Origin of the sequence: Bacillus sp. FSL M8-0166 (genome assembly GCF_038008825.1) — a bacterium.
In the GTDB taxonomy this organism is placed as follows: Bacteria; Bacillota; Bacilli; order Bacillales; family Bacillaceae; genus Bacillus; species Bacillus safensis.
Genome location: NZ_JBBOZZ010000001.1, coordinates 1,183,741 through 1,203,631, shown reverse-complemented (window position 1 = coordinate 1,203,631; position 19,891 = coordinate 1,183,741). Strand labels below are relative to the sequence as shown.

Genomic DNA, 19,891 nt, shown 5'->3' with positions numbered 1-19,891 from the left:
ACGAGAGAAGGAGTGGCAATTTGAAATATATTTCGCTATTAGGCGCAACAGGATCAATTGGAGAACAAACGTTAGATGTGATCAGGCAGCACCCGGACAAGTTTAAGCTGAAAGCCATGACATTTGGCAGGAATATAGCAAAGGCGATTCCGATCATTGAGCGCTTTCAGCCTGAATTCGTCGGCTGTGTAGACGAAGAAACCTATCACACACTAAAGAATCATTCATTTGCATACAATGTGAAGCTGGCTGCTGGTGATGAAGCCAATATCGAGGCAGCGACCTATGATGCAGTGGACGTTGTGGTCAATGCACTTGTAGGCAGTGTTGGACTTGTTCCAACATTAAAGGCCATTGAACAAAAAAAGACGATTGCACTCGCAAATAAGGAAACACTTGTGACAGCTGGTCATATAGTAAAAGAGTACGCCAAAACATATGATGTACCTTTACTTCCTGTCGATAGTGAGCATTCCGCTATTTTTCAATGCCTGCAAGGTGAACAAGCTAAAAACATTGAACGCTTAATCGTGACAGCTTCAGGTGGTAGTTTCCGAGATAAAAAACGAACTGAACTTGAAGGTGTTACGGTTGAAGAAGCACTGAACCATCCGAACTGGTCGATGGGAGCGAAAATCACCATTGATTCAGCGACGATGATGAATAAAGGGCTCGAGGTGATCGAGGCGCATTGGTTGTTTGATATCCCTTATGAACAAATTGATGTGCTGCTACATAAAGAGAGCATTATCCATTCGATGGTCGAATTTCACGACAAAAGCGTCATGGCTCAGTTAGGGACACCTGACATGAGAGTACCTATTCAATATGCACTCACATACCCTGACAGGGCGCCGTTACAAGAAGCGAAATCATTGAACCTTTGGGAGATCGGACAATTGAATTTCCAAAAAGCGGATTTTGACAGGTATCGCTGCTTACATTTTGCTTATGAATCAGGTAAAATAGGAGGGACAATGCCTGCTGTACTCAATGCAGCAAATGAAATGGCAGTCGATGCATTTCTGAAAGGCAAAGTAACGTTCCTGCAAATTGAAGAATTGATTGAAAAGGCACTAATTAGACATCATGTGATTTCAACGCCTAGTTTGCAAGATATCCATGAAGTGGACAAAGATACACGAGACTTTGTTCAATCAATCCTCACATAAGGTGGTATGTTCGTGAATACAGTGATTGCGTTTATTATTATTTTTGGAACGCTCGTTTTTTTCCACGAGCTTGGCCATTTAATTATGGCGCAGCGCGCGGGGATTTTATGCCGCGAGTTCGCAATTGGTTTTGGGCCGAAGATTTTCTCCTTTAAACGAAAAGAAACCGTTTATACCATTAGACTTCTTCCTATTGGCGGATTTGTTAAAATGGCTGGAGAAGACCCTGAAGTCATAGAAATTAAACCAGGTCATACAGTGGGGCTCTTATTCAATGAGCAAAATGAAGTAGAAAAGATCATTTTAAATGATAAAGAAAAATATCCTGATGCACTTGTCATCGAAGTTGAGCAGATTGATTTAGATCATGCCATGAGAATCTCAGGATATGAAGCTGGAAATGAAGATATTCTGACTGGCTACAATGTTAGTCAAACAAGTTTCTATATTGCAGATGGTGAAGAAATTCAAATCGCACCATACAATCGTCAATTCGGTTCAAAAACGGTATGGCAGCGAATTAAAGCCATCGCAGCTGGACCGATCATGAACTTTATTCTGGCGTATGTGATTTTGGTTGCTTTGGGCTTTATTCAAGGGGTAACCGTTGATGATCCTGTACTCGGTAAGCTCACGAAAGACGGCCGAGCGGCGGAGGCTGGACTCATGCAGGGAGATCACATCGTGTCCATTAACGGCGACAAAATGAATTCTTGGACAGACGTCGTTCAAACAGTTCAAAAGAACCCTGAGAAAAAAATGAATGTCGTCATTGACCGAGACGGCAAAGAAAGCACTGTGCAGGTTGTACCAGAAGCTGTGAAAGCTGACGGAAAAAGCATTGGCCGTTTCGGATCTTATCCGCCAACGGAAAATGGATTCTTGAAAGTCATTTCATCTTCAGGAACAACTGTCATTTCAACGGCAGGTCTGATCTTAACGAACTTGCAAAAAATTGTCACAGGACAATTTTCACTGGACATGTTAGCAGGTCCTGTTGGAATTTATGACATGACAGGAGAAGTAGCCAAACAAGGTGTGTTAACATTAATGCAGTTTGCGGCGTTCCTCAGTATCAACCTAGGCATCGTGAATTTATTACCGATTCCTGCACTAGACGGAGGACGTTTACTATTCTTATTTGTTGAAGCCATTCGCGGTAAACCAATTAATCGTGAGAAAGAAGCACTTGTTGTCTTTATCGGTGTTGCTTTCCTCATGCTGTTAATGTTAGTGGTAACGTGGAATGACATTCAGCGGTTATTTTTATAAAAACCATTCTCTCTTGTTTCTCATTCCGGGAAACAAGAGTTTTTGTGAGAAGTCCTATTTCATAAATGAGGTGTAACGACATGAGACAATCCCTGACTTTCATTCCAACTCTTCGAGAGGTGCCGGCAGATGCTGAGGCAAAAAGTCATCAACTCTTAGTAAGAGCTGGGTTTATTAGACAAAATACAAGTGGAATCTATCATTATCTGCCGCTTGCGCATAAAGTCATTCAGCATATTCAATCCATCGTCCGCAAGGAAATGGAAAAGGCAGGCGCAGCTGAACTGTTAATGCCAGTGCTGCAGCAGGCAGAAATGTGGCAAGAGTCAGGAAGATGGTATACATACGGTCCAGAACTGATGCGTATGAAGGATCGCCATGGCCGTGAATTTGCGCTTGGCCCAACCCACGAAGAAGTGATCACATCACTAGTACGCAGCGAAGTGAAATCGTATAAGAAGCTTCCTTTAACTCTATATCAAATTCAATCAAAATTCCGTGATGAACAGAGGCCACGCTTTGGACTGCTGCGCGGACGTGAATTTATTATGAAGGATGCATACTCATTCCATTCTTCACCAGAAAGCCTTGATGAAACATACAACAAAATGTTTACGGCCTACTCTAATGTGTTCTCAAAAGTGGGTCTCAATTTTAGACCAGTCATTGCAGATTCAGGGGCAATGGGCGGAAAAGATACGCATGAGTTCATGGCGCTCTCAGAAGTCGGAGAGGATACCATCGCTTATTCTGATACTTCCTCATATGCTGCGAATATCGAAATGGCTGAGGCTGTATATCACGGAGAAGAAGCAAATCCTGCGGACTTCAAAGAGCTTGAAAAAGTCCACACGCCGCAGGTGAAAACCATTCAAGATGTGGCTGGATTTTTAGAAGTTCACCCTTCTGCTTGCATTAAATCTGTTTTGTTTAAAGCAGATGATGCGTATGTTCTGATCCTTACTAGAGGCGATCATGAAGTAAATGATGTGAAAGTGAAAAACTTGGTAGGAGCACAGCTTGTCGAGCTTGCTTCACGCGAAGAAGTGCTAGAAGTCATTGGAACTGAGCCTGGATTTGTTGGACCTGTTAAATTGGAAGCAGAAGTCGATATTTATGCGGACCTTGCTGTGAAGGGAATGACAAATGCAGTCGCTGGTGCAAACGAAGCGGATTATCACTATGTCAATGTCAATCCTGCACGTGATGTGTCAGTGAAAGAATTTACAGATCTTCGCTTGATTCAAGAAGGAGACGTTTCTCCAGATGGAGAAGGCACCATTCAGTTTGCAAAAGGGATTGAAGTAGGACAAGTCTTTAAACTGGGCACTCGTTATTCTGAGTCAATGGATGCTACGTACCTCGATGAGAATGGTCGTGCGCAGCCTATGATTATGGGCTGCTATGGCATCGGCATCTCTAGAACGCTTTCAGCGATTGTTGAACAGCATCACGATGAGAAAGGAATCATTTGGCCGGAAACAGTGGCGCCATATGACCTTCACCTCCTTGCATTAAATATGAAAAACGATGCGCAAAAAGAACTGGCTGAAACGTTGTACGATCGCTTAGAAGATGAAGGCTTCGACGTACTGTTCGATGACCGCCAGGAGCGAGCAGGAGTGAAATTTGCAGACAGTGATTTAATTGGACTGCCAATTCGCATTAGCTGCGGAAAACGTTCAGAAGAAGGTATTGTTGAAGTGAAGTTTAGAAAATCAGGTGAATCACATGAAGTATCTGTTGATGATCTGATTTCGTTTATACGCCAAGCATAAAACGAACAAAAAAATGAAGGTACCTCCTGTAGAAAAGAGGTACCTTTCTGATTGACAAAAGGAGGGTCCTGTCTTGGATGAACAATTACCGATCACACGGCGGCAATTTCATATATTACTCAATCAGATTCAAATGACAGATGATGACCTCAGTCGTTACTTTGAAGAAGGGGAAATCGTCAAATTAACGGTGCATAAGGCGACGAAAACATGGCATTTCCTTTTTAAATTTAAGGCGCTTTTGCCTTACAAAGTATACGCCATGTTTCTCAGCAGGCTGACAAATGCATTTTCTCATATTGCACAAATCACTTGTACGATTGAAGTGAATGATCCGCACATATCTGAAGAACTCGTGCAATCGTACTGGTCACATTGTGTGGAAGAACTTCAAGGGATTTCTCCCCCAATCATCAGTTTGCTTCAGCAGCAAAAACCATCGCTGTCTGGACATAAAATCATCATTAAAACGAAAAGCGAAACAGAGGCACTCGCTATTAAGAAGAAGTACAGCCCAATGCTCCAGGCTGCATTTAAACAAGTGGGCTTTCCAGAGCTGCAATTCGATACAGAAATTTTTGTATCAGATCAAGAGATTCAGAAGTTCAGAGAACAAAAGCTTGCTGAAGATCAAGAAAGAGCCATGCAAGCCCTCACTGAGATGGAGAAGAAAGAAAGTGAGGAGCAGGATGAAGCTCCGTCTGGCCCTTTGATGATTGGCTATCAAATCAAAGACAATGAAGAAATTCGTACGCTTGATAGTATCATGGACGAGGAAAGAAGAATTACCGTTCAAGGCTACGTATTCGATGCAGAAACGCGTGAGCTGAAAAGCGGGAGAACGCTTTGTATCTTTAAGATCACAGATTATACAAACAGTATTTTGATCAAAATGTTTGCAAGAGAAAAAGAAGATGCTCAGCTGATGAAATCATTGAAAAAAGGCATGTGGGTGAAAGCAAGAGGAAGCATTCAAAATGATACATTTGTCAGAGATCTTGTCATGATCGCCAATGATGTGAATGAAATGAAACCGCAGCTGAAAGAAGATACAGCACCTGAGGGTGAAAAGCGTGTGGAGCTTCATTTACATTCCCCTATGAGCCAAATGGATGCTGTCACTGGCATTGGCAGGCTTGTTGAACAAGCAAAAAAATGGGGACATGAAGCAATTGCCCTGACCGATCATGCCGTTGTACAATCCTTCCCTGATGCGTATGCAGCAAGTAAAAAGCATGGCATCAAAATGATGTACGGTGTGGAAATCAACTTAGTTGATGATGGTGTACCGATTGCATATAACCCAGAGCACCGCTTGTTAGAGGATGCGACGTATGTCGTATTTGACGTTGAGACAACTGGACTTTCAGCCGTTTATGATACGATCATTGAGCTGGCAGCAGTGAAAATAAAAGGCGGGGAAATTATTGACCGCTTTGAAGCATTTGCAAATCCCCATCACCCGTTATCAGCGACAACCATCGAATTAACAGGTATCACCGATGATATGGTGAGAGATGCACCAGATGTTGTCGACGTTGTGCGGGATTTCAAAGAATGGATTGGACAAGATATCCTTGTTGCGCACAATGCGAGCTTTGATATGGGCTTTTTAAATGCAGCGTATAAACGCCTGTTAAAAACAGATAAAGCGTCAAACCCTGTCATTGATACACTTGAACTTGGCCGATTCCTTTACCCAGAATTTAAAAATCACCGGCTGAACACCCTTTGTAAAAAGTTCGATATTGAACTGACGCAGCATCACCGGGCGATCTATGATGCAGAGGCGACAGGCTATCTCATGCTGAAGATGCTAAAAGATGCGGCTGAAAAAGAGATTGCCTATCACGATCAATTGAATGAAAACATGGGGCAGTCGAATGCGTACCAGCGCTCACGTCCTTACCATGCGACTTTGATTGCTCAAAATGAGACAGGACTTAAGAATTTATTTAAGCTTGTTTCACTTTCTCATATTCATTATTTCTACCGGGTCCCGCGTATTCCGCGCTCACAGCTTGAGAAATATCGAGAAGGTTTAATTGTTGGGTCTGCTTGTGATAAGGGTGAGGTATTTGAAGGAATGATGCAAAAGTCACCTGATGAGGTGGAAGACATTGCAGCATTTTATGATTATTTAGAGGTACATCCGCCAGAAGTGTATCAGCACCTGCTGCAGCTTGAGCTTGTTCGAGATGAACGTGCGTTAAAAGAAATCATCACAAACATTGTAAGGCTCGGCGAAAAGCTGAATAAACCAGTTGTAGCGACTGGAAATGTACATTACCTGCATCCAGAGGACAAAATTTATCGTAAAATCTTAATTTCATCACAGGGTGGAGCGAATCCGCTGAACCGCCATGAACTGCCAAAAGTTCATTTTAGAACGACAGATGAAATGCTCGAAGCGTTCTCCTTCCTAGGAGACGAAAAAGCGAAAGAGATCGTCGTAACGAATACGCAAAAAGTATCTGAGATGGTCGAAAGCATTAAACCTATCAAAGATGATCTTTACACACCAAAAATTGAAGGTGCAGATGAAGAAATACGGGAAATGAGCTATCAAATGGCGCGCAGCATCTACGGAGATGACCTGCCGAAAATCGTAGAAGACCGCATTGAGAAAGAATTAAAAAGTATTATCGGTCATGGCTTCGCCGTTATTTACTTAATCTCTCATAAGCTCGTAAAAAAATCACTTGATGATGGATATCTTGTTGGTTCAAGGGGATCTGTCGGCTCATCTCTTGTTGCGACATTAACAGAGATTACTGAAGTGAATCCACTTGCACCTCATTATGTATGCCCAAGCTGTAAGCACTCTGAGTTCTTTAATGACGGATCTGTTGGTTCAGGCTTTGACCTTCCTGATAAAGACTGTCCAGAATGTGGTACGCCGTATAAAAAAGACGGACATGATATTCCGTTTGAAACGTTCCTAGGTTTTAAAGGAGACAAAGTCCCTGATATTGACTTGAACTTCTCAGGTGAATATCAGCCGATAGCGCATAACTATACGAAAGAGTTGTTCGGGGAAGAATATGTATACCGAGCGGGTACGATTGGTACCGTTGCAGAAAAAACAGCATATGGTTACGTGAAAGGCTATGCAGGAGATCATAACCTTCATATGAGAGGCGCTGAAATCGACCGGCTTGTACAAGGCTGTACAGGGGTAAAACGGACAACGGGCCAGCATCCAGGCGGGATTATCGTTGTGCCTGATTATATGGACATTTACGATTTCTCACCTATTCAATACCCAGCAGATGCGACAGGTTCCGATTGGAAGACGACACATTTTGATTTCCATTCCATCCACGATAACTTGCTCAAGCTGGATATTCTTGGGCACGATGATCCAACGGTCATTCGTATGCTTCAAGATTTAAGCGGAATCGATCCAAAAACGATTCCAACAGATGACCCTGAAGTGATGAAGATTTTCCAAGGGACAGAGCCTCTAGGTGTAACAGAAGAGCAAATAGGCTGTAAAACAGGTACACTCGGTATCCCGGAATTTGGGACAAGATTTGTTCGGCAAATGCTAGAGGATACAAAACCAACGACCTTCTCAGAGCTTGTTCAGATTTCTGGACTATCACACGGTACGGATGTATGGCTTGGAAACGCGCAAGAGCTCATTCACAATAAAACGTGTGAACTAAGTGAAGTGATTGGGTGCCGTGATGATATTATGGTCTATCTCATCTATCAGGGCTTAGAGCCGTCACTCGCCTTTAAAATCATGGAATCTGTTCGTAAAGGAAAGGGGCTTCCTCCTGAATGGGAAGAAGAAATGAAGAATAATAATGTACCAAACTGGTATATTGATTCTTGTAAAAAAATTAAATACATGTTCCCTAAAGCCCACGCGGCTGCTTATGTATTAATGGCTGTTCGTATTGCTTATTTCAAGGTGCATCATGCACTTCTGTACTATGCGGCTTACTTTACCGTTCGTGCGGATGACTTTGATATAGAAACGATGACAAAAGGATCGAATGCGATTCGAGCCGTTATGGATGACATTAACTCAAAAGGTCTAGATGCATCACCGAAAGAAAAGAACCTATTAACTGTACTAGAGCTTGCCCTTGAAATGTGTGAAAGAGGCTACCATTTCAAAAAAGTGGACCTCTACCGCTCAAGTGCAACAGAGTTTATCATTGATGGAGATGGTTTAATTCCGCCATTCAACTCAATCCCTGGACTCGGAACAAACGTTGCGTTAAATATTGTTCGCGCGCGGCAAGATGGGGAATTCCTTTCAAAAGAAGATTTACAAAAACGTGGAAAAGTGTCGAAGACTATCCTTGAATATTTAGATCGTCAAGGCTGTTTAGAAGCACTTCCTGATCAAAACCAGCTTTCTTTATTTTAATTTGATGAAAAAGAGCGCCCTACTAAATGGGCGTTCTTTTTTCTATATACAATAATATTATTATGTTAACTAATAAAGATTTTTCATCAACTGGAATTATTTTCTTATTCATTCATATATCTTGATTTAGCGTGATGTTTTAAGAGAAGAGATTGTATGTCATTCTTTCTACCCAAATAGAGCTCAAAAGAGAATTTCGCCGTCTGAAATGTTCTCAAGCGACATATGATCATTCTGGGTACAGTCAGAAGGAGAATCAAGAGAAAACCTTCGATGAGCGTAAAGCTGATTGCTGTTTACTATGCTTATTTTTGAAACATATTTGATTCTTTTCAAAACTGTACAGATCACGAAACGAAGTATAAAAAGGAGGCGGTTCGTCTATTGATCAATGTTTCACTAAAAAGAAGGGGTGAGCAATAGAGAAATGGCATCTTACAACTATGTAGAGGTTCTGCAAAAATCCATGCTGTTTTATGAAGCGCAGCGGTCAGGCCGGCTTCCGGAAAGTAATCGTCTTAACTGGCGGGGAGATTCTGGACTAGAGGATGGGAAGGATGTTGGGCATGACTTAACTGGCGGCTGGTATGATGCAGGAGATCATGTGAAATTTGGACTTCCGATGGCTTATTCAGCAGCCGTGCTTGCGTGGACAGTATATGAATACCGAGAAGCTTATGAAGAGGCGGAGCTGCTTGATGAGATACTAGATCAAATCAAGTGGGCAACGGATTATTTCTTGAAAGCACATACAGGACCGAATGAATTTTGGGCGCAAGTAGGTGATGGAAACGCCGATCATGCTTGGTGGGGGCCAGCAGAAGTGATGCCGATGAACCGGCCAGCTTTTAAAATTGATGAACATTGTCCTGGAACAGAAGTAGCTGCACAAACTGCGGCGGCTTTAGCAGCAGGTTCTATCATTTTTAAAGAAACAGATGCGTCTTATGCAGCAAAGCTTTTGACGCATGCCAAACAGCTATATGCATTTGCTGACAGGTATCGCGGCAAATATACAGATTGTGTCACCAATGCGCAGCCATTTTACAACTCCTGGAGCGGCTATGTTGACGAACTTATTTGGGGCGGAATCTGGCTGTACTTGGCAACAAATGAAGAAACTTATTTAAACCAAGCATTAAAAGCGGTAGAGGAATGGCCGAAGGATTGGGATTATACGTTTACCATGTCATGGGACAATACTTTTTTTGCTTCACAAATCTTACTTGCAAGAATCACGAAAGAGAACAGATTTATAGAATCGACTGAGCGTAACCTTGATTACTGGACTACAGGTCTTGTTCAAAATGGAAAAGTAGAAAGAATCACCTATACGCCTGGCGGTTTGGCATGGCTGGATCAATGGGGTTCACTTCGTTATGCCGCCAACGCAGCATTTTTAGCCTTTGTTTATGCTGATTGGGTAACTGATCAAGAAAAGAAGAATCGATACCAATCGTTTGCGATCAAGCAAACTCACTATATGCTAGGCGATAATCCGCTGAATAGAAGCTATGTCGTTGGTTTTGGCCAGAATCCGCCGAAGCACCCGCACCACCGTACTGCACATGGCTCATGGTCGAACCAGCTGACAAATCCTCCAGTTCATCGGCACACACTTTATGGAGCGCTTGTTGGAGGTCCTGATGCACAGGATCAATATGAAGATGACATCTCGGATTATGTATCAAACGAGGTGGCGACTGATTATAATGCCGCCTTTACTGGAAATATTGCCAAAATGGTGCAGTTGTTTGGTCAAGGGCAATCAAAGCTGCCCAATTTCCCGCCTAAAGAACAAGTGGAGGATGAGTTTTTTGTAGAAGCAGCTGTGATGCATAACGATACAATATCTACTCAAGTGAAAGCAGTGCTGTACAACCGGTCCGGCTGGCCGGCAAGAAGCAGTCAAACACTGTCCTTTAGATATTACGTCAATCTGAGTGAGGTTTTTGCAAAGGGATTCACTGAAAAGGATATTCAAGTGACAGCAGCCTACAATGAAGGCGCTTCCTTATCACCTTTAAAGATATATGACGAATCAGCCCGCGTCTATTTTGCTGAAATCGATTTTACGGGCGTTGCTATTTTTCCTGGAGGAGAATCTGAGCATAAGAAGGAAATACAATTTCGATTATCTGCTCCAAATGGATCGAATATATGGGATGCCTCAAATGATTTTTCCTATCAAGGGTTAACATCCAATATGCAAAAAACAACGAAGATTCCTGTCTTTGACAATGGTGTTTTAGTATTTGGCACACTTCCAGACAAATAAAAAAACAATGATTTTATTGAAAGGGTGAAGGACTTGTCAAACAAAGAACGGTTTTTAACGCTTTATCATCAAATCAAAAGCGATGCGAATGGATATTTTTCACCAGAAGGAATTCCGTATCATTCAATCGAGACGCTCATTTGTGAAGCGCCTGATTATGGGCATATGACAACCTCAGAAGCGTATAGTTATTGGCTGTGGCTTGAGGTGCTGTACGGACATTACACAGGGGATTGGAGCAAATTAGAGGCAGCTTGGGACAATATGGAGAAGTACATCATCCCAGTCAATGAAGATGGAAATGATGAACAGCCGCATATGAACGCCTACAATCCGTCCAGCCCAGCCACATACGCAGCAGAGAAACCATTTCCGGATCAATACCCAAGCCAGCTGACCGGTGCTCGTCCTGCTGGTCAAGATCCAATTGATAGTGAATTGAAATCAACCTATGGAACGAATGAAACGTATTTAATGCACTGGCTCCTTGATGTAGATAACTGGTATGGCTATGGAAACTTGCTCAACCCATCACATAAAGCCGCATATGTGAACACATTCCAGCGCGGGCCGCAGGAATCTGTATGGGAGTCCATTCCTCATCCATCACAAGACGATAAATCTTTTGGCAAGCCGAATGAAGGCTTTATGAGCTTGTTCACAAAAGAAAATCAAGCTCCAGCTGCTCAGTGGCGCTATACGAATGCAACGGATGCTGATGCACGTGCGATACAAGCGATGTATTGGGCAAAGGAGCTCGGCTATAATCAGTCAGCTTACCTTGATAAAGCGAAAAAAATGGGGGATTTCCTCCGTTACGGCATGTACGATAAATATTTTCAAACGATTGGAAGCGGGAAGCAGGGGAATCCGTATCCTGGAAACGGAAAGGGCGGCTGTCATTACTTAATGGCATGGTATACCTCTTGGGGCGGAGGACTTGGGGATAATGCAAACTGGTCATGGCGTATTGGGGCGAGCCATTGTCATCAGGGATATCAAAACCCTGTTGCCGCTTATGCTTTATCCTCTGATAATGGAGGCTTAAAACCATCTTCAGCTACCGGGGCAAGCGATTGGGAAAAAACATTAAAGAGACAGCTTGAATTTTACGTATGGCTTCAATCGAAAGAGGGAGCCATAGCAGGAGGCGCAACAAATAGCTGGAATGGAGACTATAGCGCTTATCCGGCGGGAAGAAGTACTTTTTATGATATGGCATATGAAGATGCGCCTGTTTACCTTGACCCGCCATCAAATAACTGGTTTGGGATGCAGGCGTGGCCAATGGAGCGCGTAGCAGAGCTTTATTATATTTTTGTAAAAGATGGCGACAAAACATCTGAAAATGTTCAAATGGCCAAATCTGTCATGACAAAATGGGTCAGCTATGCATTAGATTACATTTTTATCGGCAGCCGTCCTGTGTCGGATGAAGAGGGTTATTTCTTAGATGACCAAGGACAAAGAATTCTAGGGGGAACGAATGTTTCGGTTGCTACAACAAGTGCACCTGGAGAGTTTTGGCTTCCTGGAAATATTGCTTGGAGCGGACAGCCTGATACTTGGAATGGGTTCCAGTCTGCAACAGGAAATCCAAATTTAACCGCTGTAACAAAAGATCCGACTCAGGATACGGGCGTATTGGGAAGTCTTGCCAAAGCTTTGATATTCTTTGCTGCAGCCACAAAGCTGGAAACAGGTGATTATACAGCGCTTGGTGAAAGAGCGAAAAATGCAGCCGCGCAGCTCTTAGAGGTTGCATGGAATTACAATGATGGCGTGGGCATTGTGACCGAGGAAGAAAGAGAAGATTATGATCGTTTCTTTAGAAAAGAAGTGTATTTCCCAAATGGATGGAACGGGACATTTGGTCAAGGAAATCAGATTCCTGGAGCCAGCACCATTCCTTCTGATCCGCAGCGGGGAGGTAACGGAGTCTATACGAGTTTTGCAGATCTTCGTCCAGACATTAAAAAAGATCCTGCATGGTCTTCACTCGAGAGCAAATATCAGGCTTCATTTAATGAGACAACGGGCAAATGGGAAAATGGGGCACCGGTTTTCACTTATCACCGCTTCTGGTCTCAAGTGGATATGGCCACTGCCTATGCTGAATATCATCGTCTGATCAACTAAGAGGTCAAAATCAAGCTGTCGGCTTCTAGCCGGCAGTTTGAATAGGTAATATCAATTCAATGAAGATAAGGGTGATTTTACATGGTCAAAGAAAGAAGTTTTCTTCATCAATCATTCAACAGGAGTGAAAATGGTCAGGAAAATCTGTTGTGGAAAAAAGAAGCGGATGATCGAATCTCAGAGCATAGACAAAGAGATCTTGTGATCAACGTGACAAACGGCGATAAAAAGCCAATAGCAGGTATAGAGGTTGAAATTAAGCAAATCAGGCATGAATTCGCATTTGGTTCAGCGATGAATGACCAAGTGTTATTTAATCAACAATATGCTGATTTTTTCGTGAAGTATTTTAATTGGGCTGTTTTTGAAAATGAGGCAAAATGGTATGCGAATGAGCCACAAAGAGGGAAAATCACCTATGAAAAAGCAGATGCGATGCTGAATTTTGCAGATCGACATCAACTTCCAGTGAGGGGGCACGCTTTATTTTGGGAGGTAGAGGATGCGAATCCAAGCTGGCTGAGGTCACTGCCGAATCACGAAGTATATGAAGCCATGAAAAACCGGCTTGAGCATGCGGGCAATCACTTTAAGGGGAAATTCCGTCATTGGGATGTAAACAATGAAATGATGCATGGTTCTTTTTTTAAAGATCGCTTTGGGAAAAATATTTGGAAGTGGATGTATGAAGAAACGAAAAAAATAGACCCTCAAGCACTATTGTTTGTGAATGATTATAATGTGATCTCATATGGTGAGCACCATGCCTATAAAGCGCATATCAATGAACTGCTTCAGTTAGGCGCACCTATTGAGGCGATTGGGGTTCAAGGCCATTTTGAAGAACGGGTAGATCCAGTCATTGTCAAAGAGAGACTCGATGTGCTTGCTGAGCTTGGTCTTCCAATATGGGTCACAGAGTACGACTCTGTTCACCCTGACCCTAATAGAAGAGCGGATAACCTGGAAGCTTTATATCGCGTCGCATTTAGTCATCCAGCCGTAAAAGGAGTACTGATGTGGGGATTTTGGGCAGGTGCCCATTGGAGAGGTGAACATGCAGCCATCGTGAATTATGATTGGTCTTTAAATGAAGCAGGAAGACGTTATGAAAAGCTTCTAAATGAGTGGACGACCCAAAGAGTTGAAAAAACAGATGCTAATGGCCATGTGATATGTCCAGCATTTCACGGAACATATGAGATTCGAATCGGTAAAGAAAGTAAAATGTTGAAACAGCAGACGATTGAACTTGATTCAAATGAACAAACACCGTTTCAACTAGACGTGATCCTGCCTCAAGAAGTATAGAGATGGATTGTGAGGAGAATGTAAATGAAAAAGTGGGCTCAAAGAGTGTCTTGCTTCATACTTATAGCCGCTATATGGTCTGGCTGGTTTTCGCTTACGATGAAGGCCGCCGCTTATGTGCAGACGTCTGGTACACAATTTACGCTGAACAATCAACCATTTTACTTCGCCGGCACAAATAATTACTATTTCCATTACAAATCTAAAAAAATGGTAGATGCTGTGTTCGATGATATGAAAGCAATGAATTTAAAGGTCATACGGATTTGGGGCTTTCACGACGGGGCCCCTCAAGAAAACTCAGTCTTACAATCTAGTCCAGGGGTCTATGACGAATCGGGATTTCAAAAACTAGATTATGCCATTTATAAAGCAGGAAAGGAAGGAATAAAGCTTGTCATTCCACTAGTGAACAATTGGGATGACTTTGGCGGTATGAATCAATACGTAAAGTGGTTCGGGGCAGGATCACATGATGCCTTCTATACAGATCCTCGTATTCAAAATGCTTACAAAAATTATGTGCGCTATGTATTAGAAAGAACCAATACGTATACAGGTGTTCAATATAAAGACGATCCGGCTATTATGACTTGGGAGTTAGCAAATGAGCCGCGTGTGCAGTCAGATCCAACGGGAAATGTACTAGTCAAATGGGCAGATGAAATGAGTAAATGGATCAAATCGCTGGATCGTCACCATCTTGTTGCAGTAGGAGATGAAGGGTTCTTTCGCATACCAGGGCATGAAGATTGGTTTTACAGAGGCGGAGAAGGCGTCGATTGGGACCGTTTGACGGCTCTTCCTCATATCGATTATGGGACCTATCATCTGTACCCAGATCACTGGAACAAGTCTGCTGTCTGGGGAGTGAAATGGATTGAAGACCATATCACCCGCGGGAACTCAATCGGAAAACCAGTTGTATTAGAAGAGTTTGGCTATCAAAATCAATCAGCCCGTCCCGACGTATATCAAAGCTGGCTGTCAGCGGTTGAGCAGCTCGGAGGGGCAGGCAGTCAATTTTGGATTTTAACAAGCATTCAGGACGATGATTCTCTCTATCCGGATTATGACGGTTTCCGCATCATAAAAGGGAGCAGGGAGGCAGCACTTATCAGTGAACATGCGAAAAGAATGAATGAAAAGAACTGATTTTCCAAATAGAATATGAGAATGCTTGTTTATCATCTTCTCTATATTTAAATATCTTGAAATATGAAACGGTTATGAGACCAACCATTGAAAAAGGTTTTCAGAAAGAAGCAACAAGCAGAAGGTATTTATGAGATTGTTGAGGAAGGAGGTGGTTATATTTATTTTTTATCTTAATTCATAAAAAAGATATTTCCAATAACTTGACTAAATGGAAATTTAATTCTATACTCTGTATCACAGAGTTCTTTGTGGAAGAGGAGTTTATTTTATGACTAATGAAAAATTCAATAATTCAGAAATATTAGAGAATTTATCTCATATCAAGACCATTACAAACTATAAAACAGAGTATTGTAAACAAACCAGTATTTATTTTATTATTTGGGGCCTCATTTGGATAATGGGATATTCAATACCTTTACTTTTTGCTCATTCAATAACTACAGCTGTCTTTTGGCTTATTTTAGGCATTGCGGGCTGGGTTATCACTTTAACTACATATTTTAAACAAAAGAAAATGATACCGATGCCCTTGTTTTTAAGAACTCAATTGCAATACACATGGCTTGGTCTGGGAATCATTTTAGGTATCTTTATTTTTTTAATATGTGTTGGTTTATTACCATATACATTAAATAATTTACCCTTTTATGTTGTTTTATTGGTTTCTATCATGTATTTACTCTTAGGTATTGTTCTGGCTAAAGAGATCTTTATTATGGGGTTCTGGCTAAGTGTTTTAGGTGTAACTACATTTTTATTATTTCCTAGTTTAATGAACATTATCTTCGCTTTTATTGGTGGAGGAAGTTTGTTATTAACTGGTGTGATTTTAAAAAGAAAAGGACAAGGAAATGAGTAATGTCAATAGTTTAAATGATTTAATCCATCCAAAAGTTCGATTAGGGATTATGAGTTTATTAATGATTTATGAAAAATGTGATTTTAGCTTCTTAAAAGGTTCTTTATCTGTAACAGACGGTAATTTGGGTTCGCATTTAAAAAAATTAGAGGATGCAGGCTATGTGCTAATCACAAAGACCTTTGTGGATAAAAAACCAAAAACAATCGTTAGTATAACAGATTTGGGAGAGCACGCCTACAAAGAATATTTGAGTGTGATTGAAGCCATTTTAAAAAATAAATGAGATGGAAGGAAAGGGTGCCGAATGTTGAAAATAGAAAACGTCAGTAAAAAATACGGGACTACCCAAGCGTTAAACAGTATTACATTAACGATTCCAGAAGGAGTTTGTTATGGATTAATAGGTCCAAATGGGTCTGGTAAATCAACCTTGATGAAAATTATATCTCACATCATAAAATCTTATGAAGGCAGAGTTGAGCATGTTGGTGAGTCTAAAAGTGCGCTCGGCTACATCCCGCAAGACATCAGCTTAGAAGAAAAGTTAACAGCTAAAGTAAATATGGAGTTTTTTGGACAAATTTATGGTTTAAAAGGGAAAAGATTAGATGAAAGAGTAGAAAAAACACTAAAAGATGTTGGATTGTGGGAAAGAGCAAATGATATAGTTGAAAGCTTTTCAGGAGGAATGAAACGTCGTTTGAATATTGGCTGCGCTCTAATGCACGCTCCTAAGTTAATTCTTTTAGATGAACCGACAGTGGGGGTAGATCCTCAATCAAGACGTTATATTTTCGACATCATTAACAAATTGAAGGAAGAGGGAAGAACTATTATCTATGTTAGTCATTATATGGAGGAAATAGAGAGTTTATGTGATTATGTGGCTTTCATTGATAAAGGGAAAATTGTTGAAGAAGGAAAAATAGGTGAGCTTTTGAATCGTTACGCAGAAACATCTGTCTTTTTTGAATCTATGATTCCTAATAAAACATTAACTAGTCTCGGATATGATTTTGTTACTCATCAAGGTGGAGTGTTAGTTAAAACTACAAAACCATTAGATACTTTAGAAGATTTGGCTAAACTGAGTAAAAAGGAATCATTGGTTCCCCAACAATTATCTTTGTACAGACCGAGACTTGAAGATGTCTTTTTTCAATTAACAGGAACAGATTTACGTGATCAATTACAATAAAAATGTCTTTATGAATGAAAATCACTCTCGTATTTCAATGAAAATAACTTAGAAGAGTGACTGATGTAGAAAGAGCATAAATCTAACGAACACAATTAATTTGTGTGTAACGTAGATTTAAAATCATAAGTAATTAGTCAACATTATTTGACTAATTCTAATTCGTCACATCCATAAATGGTAAAATAAATAAAAAATGTGATTATTTAAGAGTTGTATAGAATAGAATCAAATTAATGTAACGGGAGTGATGTTTATGTGGCCATTAGTCCGCATCGAATCTATAAAACAGGTGAAAGATCGATCATTGTTGTTCTGGACCATTTTATTACCAGTTGCTTCAATTATTCTTTTAATAGAATTATTTACAGCAGGTAGTTCTCAAGCACAAAAAACATTGGTTGCTTCTCAATCAGTGACAGGGATGAGCGTGTTTTTCTCCACATTTGTCATTATTTCAATTGTCATTAGTTTTGTAAAAGATCGTGAGAAAGGAATTGTGGCAAGGCTAGCAAGTACTCCTTTACAGCCGCATCATTTTTTTCTTGGAAAGTGCGTTCCGTTCTTTATCATCATTTTATTTCAAGTTTTGTTGTTAACCATTTTAGGGGTTTATTTATATGGTATTGAAATAACACAATACAGCTCGTATTTCTTAGTAGTTGTCCTATTATCAATGCAAGTGACTTCATGGGGAGTTGCCATCGCCGCATTTGCTAAAACTGAGAATACAGGCCTAGTGATGACAAACATGATTGCTTTAGGGACAGCAGTTGCTTGTGGTTTATGGACTCCATTTGATCAATTACCTGGTTATCTCAAAATAATTGGTATGCTCTTCCCGCAGTATTGGGCACATCAAGGCTTAGTGCAATCAGTATCAACACTACCCGGGGGAGAGAATTTGATCTTAGTAACAGTAGTCCTTATAGGCTATACACTGTTAGGATTTATTCTTTCGTTGGTTGGCTATAAAAAATATATAAAGAGAGCCAGAGGCTAGCCTCTAAAAATTCCAGCTAAATGTTATGCACATAAACTTTAAATTTATTTTAATGATTTATCTAAACTTCAAGGTCTATTTATAAAACGCTTACTGCAAAATCAATGCATGTATGCAGTCTGTAAAAAAGGAGTGAGGCAATGTTAAGTGAAGAGTTAGAACTGTATGTTGAAAGTTGTTTTCGGCCATATAAAAAAGACAAAACATATGAAGAAAAGAAAAAAGAATTATTAGAGCTGCTTGGAAATATTAAATTAAAACTCGAAAATGATGGAATAAAAGATGCAGAAGTTCAGGATATGCTTATTGAAAAGTTGAAATCAGGTGAAATAAGCATTGATCATAATACATTAGTTATTGATGATCATAACCGCGTAGAGCATGTGAAAAAAATATTTGTTAATGCTGATTTAGATTGGTTAACATTTATAAATATTAAATATAAGTTGTGCGATTTTAAGGGGCTATCGATTGTACAAAAAGTGATGAATCATTCAGAGTTTAATGGGTGTTATCTAAGAAAAGTTAATATTAGTCATTCTGAAATTTCCTTATCTACCTTTGAAAAGAGTGATTTGACTCGATCTCATTTTGAACATTGTGAGATAACGAATTCATCTTTATATGGCTGTCATTTACCCAATGTAAGTATTCATGAATCATCTTTAATAAATGTTTCATTTGAAAATTGTTATTTAAAAAACATTTCTTTTGAGAATTCTAAATTAATCAATGTTAATTTTAAATCATGTACGATTAAAAAAATAAATTTTATTGGAGTAACAATGGATAAAATGACTTATCATATTTTAGAAGGAGAAGGGGCTGATTTAAGCGGTGTGGAAGTAATCGATATTTAATATAGCAGGGGCTATTGAGAAAAATCTCAATAGCCTTTTATTTTTGTTTTATCCACTATCTCTTTATCACCTTTTAGTAACATGATATGCGAGTCTGGTTCATATAAAGAGAAATAGTCATATAGAGAATTTAAATTGAAGTACAAGTATGAGCTTAATTATTTGATGAAGCTTTATAAATGCGAGTTAAATGCAAGGTTTTCGTTAAGGAAATTAAATGTGGAAAATTTCTATTCAAATAAAAGATGCCCACACACCTAGCTAAGTCTGCTTCGCTAGGTGTGCGAGCGATCTTTTAATCATATATTACGAAAAAACTAAAGTTGATTAGAAAGTTGAAGAACTTGAGATGATTGTTGTGCAAGTGCAGCGCGCAGCCATTGGTTCGAATAAATGTTGACCTTCCCCATGTACCTTAGCAGCCAAAGCAGTTGGGATTGTAATTTTAGTCATCTTTAGACCTCCTTATT

The 19,891-nt window shown here is 40.3% G+C and carries 14 protein-coding genes; 13 read left to right on the top strand and 1 reads right to left on the bottom strand.

What is annotated here, in order from left to right:
• Window positions 1–20 precede the first annotated feature (20 nt).
• The 13 genes from dxr to NSS92_RS06375 all read left to right on the top strand — a co-directional run bounded on the left by dxr (window position 21) and on the right by NSS92_RS06375 (window position 19,421).
• Window positions 21–1,172, top strand: coding sequence for a 1-deoxy-D-xylulose-5-phosphate reductoisomerase (gene dxr / locus NSS92_RS06435; RefSeq protein ID WP_340867176.1), 1,152 nt, complete (start codon window positions 21–23; stop codon window positions 1,170–1,172).
• 6 nt (window positions 1,173–1,178) lie between these two features.
• A complete protein-coding gene (gene rseP, locus NSS92_RS06430; protein WP_095285177.1) occupies window positions 1,179–2,444 on the top strand; it encodes an RIP metalloprotease RseP in 1,266 nt (421 codons plus the stop codon).
• Window positions 2,445–2,524: 80 nt separating this feature from the next.
• Window positions 2,525–4,222 (top strand): proline--tRNA ligase, encoded by a 1,698-nt coding sequence (locus NSS92_RS06425; RefSeq protein ID WP_340867174.1) that lies wholly within the window; start codon window positions 2,525–2,527, stop codon window positions 4,220–4,222.
• A 73-nt stretch (window positions 4,223–4,295) separates the two neighbouring features.
• Window positions 4,296–8,609, top strand: coding sequence for a PolC-type DNA polymerase III (locus NSS92_RS06420; protein WP_411353401.1), 4,314 nt, complete (start codon window positions 4,296–4,298; stop codon window positions 8,607–8,609).
• A 427-nt stretch (window positions 8,610–9,036) separates the two neighbouring features.
• A complete protein-coding gene (locus NSS92_RS06415; protein ID WP_340869936.1) occupies window positions 9,037–10,887 on the top strand; it encodes a glycoside hydrolase family 9 protein in 1,851 nt (616 codons plus the stop codon).
• A gap of 33 nt (window positions 10,888–10,920) precedes the next feature.
• Window positions 10,921–13,026 carry a glycoside hydrolase family 48 protein gene (locus tag NSS92_RS06410; protein ID WP_340867173.1) on the top strand — a complete coding sequence of 702 codons (2,106 nt, stop codon included), beginning with the start codon at window positions 10,921–10,923 and terminating at the stop codon, window positions 13,024–13,026.
• 81 nt (window positions 13,027–13,107) lie between these two features.
• A complete protein-coding gene (locus NSS92_RS06405) occupies window positions 13,108–14,337 on the top strand; it encodes an endo-1,4-beta-xylanase (RefSeq protein WP_267586268.1) in 1,230 nt (409 codons plus the stop codon).
• A 24-nt stretch (window positions 14,338–14,361) separates the two neighbouring features.
• Complete coding sequence (locus NSS92_RS06400) at window positions 14,362–15,492, top strand: glycoside hydrolase 5 family protein (RefSeq protein ID WP_340867172.1); 1,131 nt, start codon at window positions 14,362–14,364, stop codon at window positions 15,490–15,492.
• Window positions 15,493–15,763: 271 nt separating this feature from the next.
• A complete protein-coding gene (locus tag NSS92_RS06395; protein WP_267586270.1) occupies window positions 15,764–16,357 on the top strand; it encodes a hypothetical protein in 594 nt (197 codons plus the stop codon).
• Window positions 16,350–16,643 carry a winged helix-turn-helix domain-containing protein gene (locus NSS92_RS06390; RefSeq protein ID WP_205184991.1) on the top strand — a complete coding sequence of 98 codons (294 nt, stop codon included), beginning with the start codon at window positions 16,350–16,352 and terminating at the stop codon, window positions 16,641–16,643. Before NSS92_RS06395 ends, NSS92_RS06390 begins: the two co-directional genes overlap by 8 nt.
• A gap of 21 nt (window positions 16,644–16,664) precedes the next feature.
• Window positions 16,665–17,558 carry an ABC transporter ATP-binding protein gene (locus tag NSS92_RS06385; protein ID WP_340867171.1) on the top strand — a complete coding sequence of 298 codons (894 nt, stop codon included), beginning with the start codon at window positions 16,665–16,667 and terminating at the stop codon, window positions 17,556–17,558.
• A 256-nt stretch (window positions 17,559–17,814) separates the two neighbouring features.
• Window positions 17,815–18,561 (top strand): ABC transporter permease, encoded by a 747-nt coding sequence (locus tag NSS92_RS06380; protein WP_267586272.1) that lies wholly within the window; start codon window positions 17,815–17,817, stop codon window positions 18,559–18,561.
• A 140-nt stretch (window positions 18,562–18,701) separates the two neighbouring features.
• The gene (locus NSS92_RS06375; RefSeq protein ID WP_340867170.1) at window positions 18,702–19,421 is read left to right on the top strand and encodes a pentapeptide repeat-containing protein; all 720 of its coding nucleotides are present in this window, start codon (window positions 18,702–18,704) and stop codon (window positions 19,419–19,421) included.
• A gap of 327 nt (window positions 19,422–19,748) precedes the next feature.
• Here NSS92_RS06375 and NSS92_RS06370 read toward each other — a convergent pair whose 3' ends face one another.
• Window positions 19,749–19,874: a plantazolicin family TOMM peptide gene (locus NSS92_RS06370; RefSeq protein WP_080701195.1), complete on the bottom strand. Its 126-nt coding sequence runs from the start codon at window positions 19,872–19,874 to the stop codon at window positions 19,749–19,751.
• Window positions 19,875–19,891 lie beyond the last annotated feature (17 nt).